This window comes from uncultured Mobiluncus sp. (assembly GCF_902488535.1).
Lineage (GTDB): Bacteria > Actinomycetota > Actinomycetes > Actinomycetales > Actinomycetaceae > Mobiluncus.
On sequence record NZ_CABTWO010000005.1, the window covers coordinates 14,865 to 27,349 of the forward strand.

The 12,485-nt window shown below is 56.7% G+C and carries 9 protein-coding genes; 8 read left to right on the top strand and 1 reads right to left on the bottom strand.

Annotation, left to right across the window (positions count from 1 at the left end; all coding sequences use genetic code 11):
- Positions 1-166: 166 nt before the first annotated feature.
- The 8 genes from guaB (at position 167) to RDL66_RS02810 (ending at position 11,799) form a co-directional block, all read left to right on the top strand.
- Complete coding sequence (gene guaB / locus RDL66_RS02775; protein ID WP_308535034.1) at positions 167-1,702, top strand: IMP dehydrogenase; 1,536 nt, start codon at positions 167-169, stop codon at positions 1,700-1,702.
- A gap of 43 nt (positions 1,703-1,745) precedes the next feature.
- Positions 1,746-2,468, top strand: a complete 723-nt coding sequence (locus RDL66_RS02780; protein ID WP_308535036.1) for an exonuclease domain-containing protein — start codon at positions 1,746-1,748, stop codon at positions 2,466-2,468.
- A 134-nt stretch (positions 2,469-2,602) separates the two neighbouring features.
- Positions 2,603-3,292: a queuosine precursor transporter gene (locus RDL66_RS02785; RefSeq protein ID WP_374042900.1), complete on the top strand. Its 690-nt coding sequence runs from the start codon at positions 2,603-2,605 to the stop codon at positions 3,290-3,292.
- Positions 3,293-3,309: 17 nt separating this feature from the next.
- Positions 3,310-4,623: a tRNA guanosine(34) transglycosylase Tgt gene (gene tgt, locus RDL66_RS02790; RefSeq protein ID WP_308535040.1), complete on the top strand. Its 1,314-nt coding sequence runs from the start codon at positions 3,310-3,312 to the stop codon at positions 4,621-4,623.
- Between the two features lie 85 nt (positions 4,624-4,708).
- Positions 4,709-5,827: a GuaB3 family IMP dehydrogenase-related protein gene (locus RDL66_RS02795; RefSeq protein ID WP_299296968.1), complete on the top strand. Its 1,119-nt coding sequence runs from the start codon at positions 4,709-4,711 to the stop codon at positions 5,825-5,827.
- On the top strand, positions 5,824-7,545 hold the full coding sequence (locus tag RDL66_RS02800; protein ID WP_308535041.1) for an ATP-binding cassette domain-containing protein: 1,722 nt from the start codon (positions 5,824-5,826) through the stop codon (positions 7,543-7,545). Before RDL66_RS02795 ends, RDL66_RS02800 begins: the two co-directional genes overlap by 4 nt.
- The gene (locus tag RDL66_RS02805) at positions 7,542-9,425 is read left to right on the top strand and encodes an ABC transporter ATP-binding protein (RefSeq protein ID WP_308535043.1); all 1,884 of its coding nucleotides are present in this window, start codon (positions 7,542-7,544) and stop codon (positions 9,423-9,425) included. The genes RDL66_RS02800 and RDL66_RS02805 overlap by 4 nt, the downstream gene beginning before the upstream one ends.
- 268 nt (positions 9,426-9,693) lie before the next feature.
- A complete protein-coding gene (locus RDL66_RS02810) occupies positions 9,694-11,799 on the top strand; it encodes a neutral/alkaline non-lysosomal ceramidase N-terminal domain-containing protein (protein ID WP_308535045.1) in 2,106 nt (701 codons plus the stop codon).
- 124 nt (positions 11,800-11,923) lie between these two features.
- On the opposite strand, the gene RDL66_RS02815 is transcribed toward RDL66_RS02810, so the two are convergent.
- Positions 11,924-12,316, bottom strand: a complete 393-nt coding sequence (locus RDL66_RS02815; RefSeq protein WP_308535047.1) for an MmcQ/YjbR family DNA-binding protein — start codon at positions 12,314-12,316, stop codon at positions 11,924-11,926.
- Positions 12,317-12,485: the final 169 nt, after the last annotated feature.

Below are 12,485 nucleotides of genomic sequence, written 5' to 3' on the forward strand. Positions count from 1 at the left end.
AACCGTCCTTCAGTAGTAGTGAACCAAACTCTGAACCCAATCCGAGCGAATCACCGGCAAACCCAACTTGAACTGCGATTGCCACCCCGTCAGCACTGTTAGCGCGAGAGCGTTAGAATAAACATCAACATTAAAAGATTTATTCCCAGGTATCTAAGGAAGGCATATGAGCGAAATCACGAATCCCTTGCAAGACCTTGAAAACGGTGTTGAACCGCGATTTTTAACTGGTTTGACCTATGACGACGTGCTGTTATTGCCTGAGGTTACTGATGTGATTCCCGCTGAAGTGGATACCTCCACTCGCTTTTCCAAAGAAATCAAGCTGCATATTCCGCTGATTTCTGCCGCTATGGACACTGTGACTGAATCACGGATGGCGATTGCTATGGCACGTCAGGGCGGCATGGGGATTTTGCACCGTAACCTTTCCATCGAAAGCCAAGCCCAACAGGTGCGCCAAGTGAAACGTTCCGAGTCAGGCATGGTGACTGATCCCGTCACTATCGGCCCTAACGCCACCATTGAACAGCTCGACGAACTGTGCGCCAAGTATCGGGTGTCGGGCTTGCCGGTCGTGACTGATGACTACGAATTGCTGGGAATCATCACCAATCGCGACTTGCGCTTCGTGCCCGCCTCCCAGTGGAGTACCAAGACAGTGCGGGAATGCATGACGCCGATGCCTCTGATCACCGGGCGCACCGGTATTTCTCGTGAAGAAGCGATGAAGCTGCTGGCGGAAAATCGCATCGAGAAACTGCCTTTGATTGATGAAAACGGCAAGTTGACCGGCCTCATTACGGTCAAAGACTTTGTCAAGACCGAGCAGTTCCCGCACGCTACCAAAGATTCCCAAGGTCGTTTGGTGGTCGGTGCCGCTATCGGTTACTGGGGCGACGCGTGGGAACGCGCCCAAGCCCTGGCAGAAGCAGGCGTGGATGCCCTGATTGTAGATACCGCTAACGGCGGGGCCAAGCTGGCTCTAGAGATGATTTCGCGAATCAAGAATGATTCTGGGTTCTCCGGGGTGCAGGTTGTGGGTGGAAACGTTGCCACCAGAGAGGGCGCACAAGCCCTGATTGATGCGGGCGTTGACGGGGTCAAGGTCGGTGTCGGCCCGGGGTCTATTTGTACCACTCGCGTGGTGGCTGGGGTGGGGGTGCCCCAGATTACTGCCATTATGATGGCTGCCGAAGCATGTGCCCGCGCGGATGTGCCGCTCATCGCCGACGGCGGTTTGCAGTATTCCGGCGATATCGCCAAAGCCTTGGTCGCCGGTGCTCAGACGGTGATGCTGGGTTCCCTGTTGGCTGGCTGTGAGGAATCCCCAGGTGAACTGGTGTTTATGAACGGCAAACAGTGGAAGCACTACCGCGGGATGGGTTCGCTCGGGGCCATGAGTTCGCGGGGCCGCAAGTCCTACTCCAAGGACCGTTATTTCCAGGCCGATGTGTCCAGTGACGACAAGATTGTTCCCGAGGGCATTGAGGGCCAGGTTCCCTACCAAGGTACCCTCGGCTCGGTGGTGTATCAGCTGGTGGGAGGGCTGCACCAGTCGATGTTCTATACCGGGGCACATACCATTGAGGAGCTGCGCCATCGGGGTCGTTTTGTGCGTATCACCCAGGCAGGATTGCGGGAATCACACCCTCATGATGTTGAAGTCACTGTGGAAGCCCCGAACTATCAACGTCACTGAGGCCAAAGATTTTCGCCTCTAGGGTGTGTGAGAGACTTTGGTTATGAACGAAATGAACCATATGAATACCCCCTGGCTTCATCAGGAAGTCTTGGGATTCGACACAGAAACGACCGGTGTCTTTACGTCCCGCGACCGTATCGCCACGGTGTCGTTAATCCGCAGGACAAACGGTGAGGACGCGCCGCTTTACTGGGTTATTAATCCGGGCGTTCCCATGCCTCCCGCTGCCGGTCGGGTTAACGGTTTGACTGATGAATATTTGCAGGCTAACGGGGTTGATCCGCGAGTTGGCCTCGAGGAAGTTGCGGGTATTCTCGCGGAAACTATGCTGCGGGGAGTGCCCGTCGTCGGTTTCAACGTCACCTTCGATTTTGCGATTCTGGAAGCGGAACTGAAACGTCACGGTTTGCAAACGTTGCGCCAACGCTTGGAGGGGCAGTTAGAGCCGATTGTCGATCCCTTGGTGCTGGACCGAATCTTGGATCGCTATCGAAAAGGGAAACGTAACTTGGCCTCCGTATGCACCGCCTACGATTTGCCGTTACGTGACGATTTCCACAACGCTCAAGCCGATGTTGCCGCGACTTTGGATTTGCTCTATGCCATGTCTGAGCGATTCCCGGAATTGCTGGAAATGGGCCCCGGGGAAATTATGCGGTTCCAAGCGGAGGGCCATAGTCAATGGGCTCAGAGTTTCAACGAGTTCATGGCGGCGCGAAAACCGGACTTTCACCCGGTATCCTTGCGCTGGCCGCAGTTTTAACGCCCTTTGAGGGATACGTCAGGTTTAAGAGTAAGGGAGAATAATCAGTGAAATCGACCGAAAGGTCTGAACAGGCAGTGCGACCGGTGGTTAACTTCGTGGCTGCGGGTAAGGGCCGTTTTTTTGATATCTTCATGACCTTGTTTGTAGCGCTGCTGCTCATCTCGAACATCTCCGCCACTAAGCTCATCGGCGGGCCGTGGGGATTGATTTTTGATGGGGGAGCCGTCATGTTCCCCTTCACCTACATCCTGGGAGACATTCTCTCGGAAGTCTATGGATTTCGTGGAGCTCGCCGAGCGGTGCTGACTGGGTTTGGGATTTCTATCTTGGCTTCGGCCCTGTTTTTCCTGGTTGCCAAGGCGCCGCCGGCCAGCGGAGACTTCATCACGCCCGCTTTTTCTCAAGTTTTCGGGTTCGTTCCACGCATCGTGACGGCTTCCCTGGTGGGGTATGTGCTGGGGCAGCTGTTAAATGCCCTGGTGCTGGTGCGGATTAAAGGCCGTACCGGAGAGCGTTTCCTCTGGATTCGCATGATTGCCTCGACCCTGGTCGGGGAGCTGGTAGACACCCTCGCGTTTTGCACCATCGCTTTTGCCGGGTTGATTTCGGGGTCGGAATTTTTCAACTACGTGCTGACCGGTTACGTATACAAGTGCGCGTTGGAAATCATCATGTCGCCGCTCAGCATTCAGGTCATCGGGTGGGTGAAACGCGGCGAAAAAAATTATGTACCGATTGATACAGAATTGCCCGTCGCACAGTCTCAGGGCCAAAATAATGGACCAATAGGTACAGAAGCCGCTTCGATGGAACTTTCTTAACCTGGAGTGATGCTTTAGTGAGTGAAAACTTTGAGGTCGTGGCTCGTCTAGGCCAGTTGGGGCGAGCCGGGGTTATTCACACACCCCACGGAGACATTCCCACCCCCGCTTTTATACCGGTCGGTACAAAAGCGACGGTGAAGGCGCTTATCCCTGAGATGGTTCGGGACCTGGGTGCGGCGGCGGTGCTAGCTAACGCTTACCATCTCTATCTGCAACCCGGTCCGGAACTTGTAGACAAAGCCGGGGGCCTGGGGGCTTTTATGCACTGGGATGGCCCAACTTTCACCGATTCCGGCGGTTTCCAAGTCCTCAGTTTGGGTGCGGGATATAAGAAAGTCCTCAGCCAGGAATTCGCCGCCTCAGCTCGGGAACGCAGCGCTTCGCGCGAACACGGCAACCACGAACGTTCCGGGGACAAACGCAAACTTTTGGAACAGGCCGAAGAAGCCGCGGAACTAGCTCCACCCGATAAACGCCAAGCTCACCCCGGTTTAGCGCGGGTTGATGATGACGGTGTTAATTTTCGTTCACACCTGGATGGGTCCAAACATCGGTTTACCCCGGAAATCTCGATGCAGATTCAGCACCACTTGGGTGCCGATATTATTTTCGCTTTCGATGAGCTGACTTCCCTGTTGCATTCCTACGACTACCAGGTAGTTTCCCTGGAGCGCACACGGCGATGGGCGGAACGCTGCCTGGCGGAACACGAACGGCTCACCATAGAGCGTGCCGACAAGCCTTATCAGATGCTTTTCGGAGTTATCCAAGGTGCGCAATGGGAGGATTTACGCCGGAAAGCGGCACACGACCTCGGGGAAATGGAAATCTCGGGGCGCCGCTTTGACGGATTTGGTATCGGAGGGGCCCTGGAAAAGGAAAATCTCGGCGTGATTTGCTCCTGGGTGTGCCAAGAACTGCCTGAGGACCGCCCCCGTCACCTGTTGGGGATTTCAGAACCAGAAGATTTCTTTGCCGGCATCGAAAACGGAGCCGACACTTTCGACTGCGTATCGCCGTCTCGCGTAGCCCGTACCGGAGCGGCGTATTTACCCACCGGCAGGACGAATATGGCGCGGGCAGCATTCCGAGAGGACTTTGGCCCTCTCCAAGAGGGCTGCGGCTGCTACACCTGCACAAACTACACTCGCGCTTATCTTCACCACCTGCTGAAAGCCAAGGAAATGCTGGCTTCGACACTGCTGACCATCCACAACGAGTACTACACCGTCCACCTAGTAGACAGTATCCGTCAGGCTATTATCGCAGGTGATGAGGCATATCGAGACTTTAAACAACAGACTTTAAGCAGGCTGGGACGGGAATGACCGTTGTGGTATGAGAATGGCGGGAAAACGTGTACCCGGTAATGCAAGAGACTCTCGCTGGAGCGCATTTTGGTAGGCTAAATCTATGAATGAAGAAGTTCAGATTGGGCGCGGCAAACGGGGGCGTCGAGCCTACTCTTTTGATGAAATCGCGGTAGTGCCCTCTCGCCGCACGCGAGATCCTCGTGACGTGTCACTGGCCTGGCAATTTGACGCTTATTATATGAAAGTTCCGGTCATGGGGGCACCGATGGATTCGGTGATGAGTCCCCAGAATGCCATCGCCCTGGGAAAGATGGGCGGAATCGGGGTCTTGGACCTGGAAGGGCTGTGGACCCGGTATGCTGACCCCCTGCCCTTGTACGAAGAACTGGCTGAACTTGACGAAGTCGGAGCCAAAGCTACCGCCAAGCTGCAGGAAATTTACACCGAACCCATTAAGCCGGAACTAATGCGGGCCAGGTTAGAGGAAATTAAAGCCGCTGACGTCATCGTGGCCGGTGCGATGAGCCCGGCCGGCACTCAAAAACTATGGGACTACGTGGCGGATTCAGAGCTGGATCTGTTCGTGGTGCGCGGTTCCACAGTGTCCGCAGACCATGTGTCTTCCCAGGTTGAACCCCTGAATCTCAAACAATTTGTGCATCAGTTGGATATTCCGGTCATTGTCGGGGGCGTGGCCACCTATACCGGAGCGCTGCACCTGATGCGTACCGGCGCGGCCGGGGTGCTGGTGGGATTCGGCGGGGGAGCCGCTTCTACGACACGCCGCACCATGGGGATCCATGTGCCGATGGCGACGGCGGTAGCGGATGTAGCGGCGGCACGGCGGGATTTCTTGGATGAATCCGGCGGCAGGTATGTCCACGTTATCGCAGATGGGGGCATTGGTTTTGCGGGCGACGTGGTGAAAGCCATCGCTTGCGGAGCTGATGCCGTGATGCTGGGAAGCGCTTTGGCCAGGGCTTACGAGGCACCCGGACACGGCTGGCACTGGGGCAGCGAGGCACACCACTCGACATTACCGCGCGGTTCTCGGGTCAAAGTCGGCACCGTCGGCACCCTGGAACAGGTGATGTTCGGTCCTGCCGACAACGCCGAAGGAACCCTCAACATGATGGGAGCCCTGCGTCGAACCATGGCCACAACCGGTTACACCGATGTTAAGGAACTCCAGCGAGTCGAAGTGGTCACCAGCTATTGAGCACCTCCCGCGTAGTCCCAAAAAAGCCAGGTAAACCCCAGTTTGCAGCGCTACAAACCGCTGCGGGTCGCCGCGCGAATCGCGTGGTACTGGGGCTGTTTTGGCTCATGACCCTCGGCCTGATTACGGTGTTTGTTGCGGCAGGTGAGATTCTGGACATTTACCTGCACCCCGAGTGGTCCTTTCCTGCCACTATCCATTGGGTTAGCGCGATTGCAGGTATCGCTCTGGTGTTTGGGGCAAACTTTTCGTTGTCGCGGCGCTCGACCCGCTCACAGATACGTGAAGAAAATCACGTCCGAAAGACTCTTTTGGCACAGAGTTTTCGAGCTGGACCCGCGCGGATGAATCAGGAAAGCGCGGGAAAAGTCGTGGCGTTGGCAACCGAGTCAGCCGAAAAGTTTACTCGGTATCGTCAAGGGTTTTTGCCGCAGGTCCAAGGGTCTTTCAGCGCGCCGGTGCTGATAGTGGCGGCGATGGGGATTTTTGTTCACCCCTTCCTGGCGCTGTTGTTGGCGCTGTGCCTGCCTCTGGCAGTGGGGACGGTGTGGCTGTTCAAAAAGCTCTTTCGGCGTTCCTCCGCGAAATCCGCTCGGGCACGGGCGGCTTTGGCGGCAAACTACCTGGAAGTATTGCAGGGACTCACAACCCTGCAGCTGCTGGGGGCGGCAGACCGGATGGGGGACAAACTAGAGACAGTAGGCGAAGAGAATCGGCGAGCCACCATGAGCCTGCTGCGTTCCAATCAAGTCATTATTTTTGTACTCGACACAGTGTTTTCGCTGTTCGTCATCACGTCCGTGGCCGCCCTGTCAATGTTCCTGGTTTCTATCGGTGAGATGACTCTGGGAAAAGTGGTGACGGCGCTGGGCTTGGCGATGTTGCTGCTGGAGCCGATTGACCACTTCGGAGGGTTTTTCTATATAGCGATGGGCGGCCGGGGAGCCGGAAGGGCCATCTTAGGATTCATGCACTCGCGAGACAGACATTCGGCTGCCAGATGCGAGGACATGTCCGCGATTCGTCCCGGTGCTGCTGAGGTTGCGGATGAGGACGTTCCGGCGGTGGAAGATGCTGAGACGCCCGCGGTATATCTGGAAAATGTGGGGGTATGTTACGGGAGTCATCAGGTCTTGCAAGGGGTGAATCTCAGGGTGTCTTCCGGCGAACGCGTAGCGATTGTGGGGGATTCTGGACAGGGGAAAACCACCTTATTGAACGTGATGAAAGGATTTTTGACCCCAAGTGAGGGCCGGGTTGAGGTCGACGCTAAAACCGCGGACTTGGCACAACACTCAGCGTTGGTCAGCCAAAATACCTGGCTGTTTACCGGCACCGTGCGGGAAAACCTCCAGATGGCAGCCCCGCAGGCATCTGATACCGAATTATGGGATGTTTTGCGTGCGGCGTATCTTGACGCCGAAATCCAACAGATGCCGCTGGGGCTGGACACTGTCGTGGGCGAAAATGGGATAGGCCTTTCGAGCGGACAGAAACAGCGTCTCAGCCTGGCACGAGCCATCGCGAGTGGTCGAAAAATTTTGTTGTTGGATGAAGCGACTTCCCAAGTTGATCTGAATTCTGAGCGAAACATCTTGGAGGCCCTCCAAGCCCTGGGGCGTGACTATACGCTCATCATGGTGTCACACCGCGGGGCTTTGACTGCGCTGGCAGATCGCGTTTTGCGGGTCGAGTGCGGAAAGCTGGTGGAACGGTGACACCTTCGAGCAATGTACCCGACTCAAAGAACACGGCACCTTCTCGCTCGACGGTGGGCCGGGGCTGTTCCTCGTCCGCAGTTACTCCCTCTGAGCCAGCCGCGGCGGGGCTGCGGACAGTCGTCCGCTGGTTGTTGTCCTCGACTCGCCCCGTGTTGGGGCCGGTAGCTGCCTCCACCCTCGCCAGGCTGGTCGATCAAATTCTGGGCATAGTCCTGTTCACCATCCCTGCAGTGTTGGTGGTGAACCTGGTGATGAGCGAACTGGACTGCGGTTGTGTCCGTGGTGTGTCAGCCAACTTGGGGGGACTGCTGACGGTGATGGTGGGGACCGCGCTTCTGAAAGGTTTGGCTCGCTACCTGGAGCAATACTGGGGTCATCTGGTGGCCTTCAAGGCTCTGGAACTGTTGCGGACCCAAGCGTATCGCGCCATTTATCCCCAAGCTCCCGCCATAGTGACCAATAATCACAGCGGAGACCTCTTGGCGCGGCTCACGAAAGATATAGATCGTATCGAAGTATTCTTTGCCCACGCTTTCGCTCCGGCGATGACCGCCTTCCTGGTTCCCGGTATTGTTACTGCGGCGACGTTTGCGGTGGCACCTTGGCAGCTGGGAGTAGCCGTGACTGGAATTTTCATCGTAGGACTTTTGATACCTTGGTATGGTATATATTCTGGACACATGGCCGCGCGCAATAAACTTGCAGCTCGCGGTCGTGTCGCCGCAGACGTCACGGATTCGCTGGGAGGTTTGGCGGAAGTCGTGGGATACGGCCTGAGCGAAGCGCGTCTCGCCGGCAGTGACAGGTTAGGCGAAGAACTGGTTCGAGCCAGCCTGCGTGAGACCAACAAATCAGCTTTCCGTGGCGCGTTTCTCTCCGCGTGGCGAATGGCTGCGGTCCTGATTCTGCTGGCGGTGGGCGGCGCGCTCTACCGGTCAGGCACTTTCGAAATGGCCGCCTGGATAGCGATACTCTTTGCGGTTCTGCGCTGCTGGGAGGGGTTTAAAGCCGTAGTGGACTTCGGAACTGAACTGAATACCTCCCTGGCAGCGGCGCGACGTGTCTACCAGCTGACCCACGCCGGACTGGAGTTACCTGAGGGGTTGGAAAACGTGCGGCACGCCACGCCTTTGGCGGTGGAACTTAGCAATGTCGGCTTTCGCTATCCCGAACCGACAAACGCGGCCCCACAGATTAGCGCGACACCGGGGACTATTGAACAAATCAACCTCAAGTTAGCGCCGGGCTCGTGGACCGCCCTAGTGGGGGCGACAGGTGGCGGAAAGTCAACCCTGGCACGACTCCTGCTGCGTTTTTACGATCCCGAAGCGGGAACGGTCCTCCTGGACGGGCGCGATCTGCGCGAATATCGCCTTGCGTCCCTGCGCAAAGCAGTGTCTTTAGTCAGCGCCGAGTCAACGATTTTCGATATGACCGTTGCCGAAAACTTACGTCTGGCCTGTCCGCAAGCCAGTGAAAGCCAACTGTGGTGGGCTTTGGCAATGGTGGGAATGGACGCGGAAGTGAAAGCGATGCCGGGGGGACTGCAGCACCGTGTGGCCTCGCGAGGGGCGGCCCTCAGCGGGGGACAACGACAGCGGCTATCCCTGGCTCGTGCCCTGCTGCGTCAATCCCCAATCCTTATTTTGGACGAGCATACAGCCCACCTGCCTGCACCTTTAGCTACCCGCATCAACGACAATCTGCGCAGTCTGACACCGCGCCCCACTGTCTTGGAAATTACGCACAACCTAGATCAGATCGCCCGAGCCGATTGGGTGGCGGTGCTGGATCTGGGGCACATTGTGGAACAGGGTAAACCCGAGGAGCTCCTGGCTAACCCAGAATCAGCGCTGTGCCGCCTGCGGGGCCAATAAAAGCTGAGACAGCACGCTCAGATTTGCCGTCCACTCCCGGCTGGCAGGGGTGGAAAAATTATTGGACTGACAAACCGGGGCAATTTTGAGAGTTTATTTAACTTAATTTTTGAACAATTTGCCTATAGGAGGGCGGAATATCATCGATTTCTTAAGCTATCGTGAAAGAACTCTGAAAAAATCCAGATAATTTCCGGTGTATGCTAGGGAGTGTCGGTGTCCTTCGCTGACCATGTCAACGTCAACTCAACGCAGAGCAGGAAACAACATGAAAAAAACACAACGATTTAAGCGGCTCGCCATAACCCTTACCGGGGCAGTGGCGCTCGTCGGAGCCAGCCTGGTAGGCGTGTCCGGACTGACACCCCAGGCTAGTGCTTCCGAAAGCACTTACTTGATTGGCACCGGTATCTCGGATGTGACCGGCGCTATTGCGGAAAACGGCGCCTTCGGCTACGCCTCGCACCAAGAGATGAAAGGCCTGCAGCAACGTGTGTATGCTCATGCTTTTATCGTCGCTGATCAGGTTACCGGCAAGCGCGTGGTTTATGTCAGCGTCGATACCGGCGGCATTTTCAACGCGGTGCGGGTACGGGTTTTGGACAAACTGAAGGCAATGTATCCCGGTCTGTACGATGAGGGCAACGTGATGATTGGCATCACCCACTCGCACGTGTCGCCGGCAGGAACCTCCACCGATAAACTCTATGAAATCGCCGCGGAGGATAAGACTATGCACGGGTTCAGCCAACAGGTTTTGGATATCACCGTGGACGGCATCGTCAACGCAATTTCGAAGGCGCACAACAACCTCGAGCCTGGAACCATCGAGATGAAGCGCACTAACGTCCACGGCATCACCCGGAACCGCTCTCTGGCGGCGTACCTGCAAAACGATGACGTCAGCAAATACGACGACTCGGTAGAAACGACGATGGACCAACTGGAGTTCACTTCTGCAGCTGGTGAGAAACTCGGCGTATTCAACTGGTTCTCAACTCACGCCACGTCCTTCCCGATGCACTGGGACCTGTATTCCGCCGACTCGAAAGGCTACGCGGAATACCTGTATGAACAGAAGTTTGGGACTGACCCGAATCAGGACAAAACCTTCGTGGCAGCGTTCCCTGCTTCAGGTACGGGAGACATGGTTCCCGTGGCGGGCAACTCGTCCTCCACCCCGGATTTCATGGGCACCCCTGATGATTACTACAACGCTGAAAAGCATGGTCAGGAACAGTTCGATGCATCTTGGCGGCTGTGGAATAGCCCGGGCGACACAGTTAAAGGTGCCGTTGACTATCGGGGACGTTACGTCCAGTTTAAGAACTATGTCGTCAAAGCGGCTTACACGGAAGGCGCCGGGGACCAGAAACTGTGCGTCCCGGCTCGTGGCTATTCCTTTGCCGCGGGCGGAGAAAACGGCCCCTCGGGAATTCCTGGAATCTATGAAGGTATGACCAGGGACAATTTCTCGGTTCGCGATGTCATCAACAAGGTCGATCAATCCAGCTTGGGCGGTTTGGTGCGTTTCGCCTTTGCCTCGATTTCTTGGACGGGCAATGATCCCTGCCAGGCGGAGAAGCCGGTTTTGCTCCCAGATGGCAAGTGGGGCTGGGCTTCGACCGTGGAGCCGGTACAGTTGTTGCGTATCGGCAACGTGGCTATCGTCGGGGTTCCGACTGAGACGGGCACTATGGGCGTGCGCCACCTGCGGGAATCTGTGGAACGGATTTTGGCACCGCTCGGCGTAGAGAAGGTCATCTTTTCCGGAGCTGCGAACGATTACGCCGGTTACGTTTCCACTCGTGAAGAGTACGCTGCCCAACATTACGAGGGCGCTTCCACCGAGTTTGGTCCTTATGAGCTGTCCGCCCTGCAGCAAGAGGTGGATGGCTTGGCGCAATCCATGGTCGACGGCACTGCGGTCAGCAACGATGCATGGCCCAATGTCAGCACGCGAGGCAAAATCAATCGTCCCGGTGTCGTGCTGGACGACAAGCCTTGGCGTCAAAAGTTCGGACAGGTGCTGGTTCAGCCCCTCGAACAGTACCAACCGGGAGATACGGCAAAAGCCGTGTTCCGTGGGGCACACCCCAAGAACAACCTGCGCGTGGGCGGGACCTTCCTCAAGGTGCAGCGTCAGGCCGAGGATGGAACCTGGCAAGATTACTTGACGGACCGTGACTGGGACACCAGTTACCGCTGGGAACGCGAGGGCGCCAGCTATTCTCGCACCACGGTAGAGTGGCGGATTCGCCAGGGCACCCCGGCCGGAACCTATCGGTTGGTGCAGGACGGCGACTGGAAGAACGGTTGGAATCACCGGATTATTCCTTACGAGGGTATATCTAACCCGTTCACCGTGAACTAGGACTAACGAAAAATTACTCCCCCTAGTCCGGGCAGCTGGTTTCCGCCGGCTGCCCGGACTTTGTATTTTCGTCAATCCGGCGAATCGACAAAGTTGGTGGTGCAACCCGGAGGCGCCGGGAGGGTTAAGCCTCCGAACTGGGCCAGTGCCGCAGGGAATCTGGCAGGTGTGGGCGGGACTTGACCGGCAGACGTGATACCACGTTCAGGTAAGACTCCTGAACCAGCACTTTCAACAGTTCCAGGTCGACTTCCGCGCCGGGATACACGCTGATCCAGTGGTCTTTGTTCATATGCCAGCCGGGAGTGATTTCCGCATAGCGCTGGGTCAGTGCCAGGCCGTCCTCCGGCAACACGGCCAAGTTCACTACCGGGGTACCGTGGACCTCCACCATCACCACGAACCACTTCCCACACACTTTTACGGCCTCCCACTGCGGGGAATACACCCAAAGCTCAGTCTCGGGCAGCTCCAGTGCCACTGCCTGAGCCTGGTCCCACAATTCCTCGGCTTTCATACGTCCCCCTGTGGCTGGCTGTCTGACTTCTAACTGACGTGCCCAGATGTTTGTCTGGCAGAATGTTCACTCTAAACTGTAGCGTTTTCACAGGTTTTATGGGTCTCTCTGGCTGGTTGGCGAGTTGTTCCAGAGGCACAACCGGGTGTCGCTAGGAACCGGCTGTCGC

Excerpts from the sequence above, each read along its gene's own strand:
- RDL66_RS02810 (WP_308535045.1), top strand. The coding sequence starts at position 9,694 with ATGAAAAAAACACAACGATTTAAGCGGCTCGCCATAACCCTTACCGGG.
- RDL66_RS02795 (WP_299296968.1), top strand. The coding sequence starts at position 4,709 with ATGAATGAAGAAGTTCAGATTGGGCGCGGCAAACGGGGGCGTCGAGCC.
- RDL66_RS02780 (WP_308535036.1), top strand. The coding sequence starts at position 1,746 with ATGAACGAAATGAACCATATGAATACCCCCTGGCTTCATCAGGAAGTC.
- RDL66_RS02785 (WP_374042900.1), top strand. The coding sequence starts at position 2,603 with ATGACCTTGTTTGTAGCGCTGCTGCTCATCTCGAACATCTCCGCCACT.
- guaB (WP_308535034.1), top strand. The coding sequence starts at position 167 with ATGAGCGAAATCACGAATCCCTTGCAAGACCTTGAAAACGGTGTTGAA.
- RDL66_RS02815 (WP_308535047.1), bottom strand. The coding sequence starts at position 12,316 with ATGAAAGCCGAGGAATTGTGGGACCAGGCTCAGGCAGTGGCACTGGAG.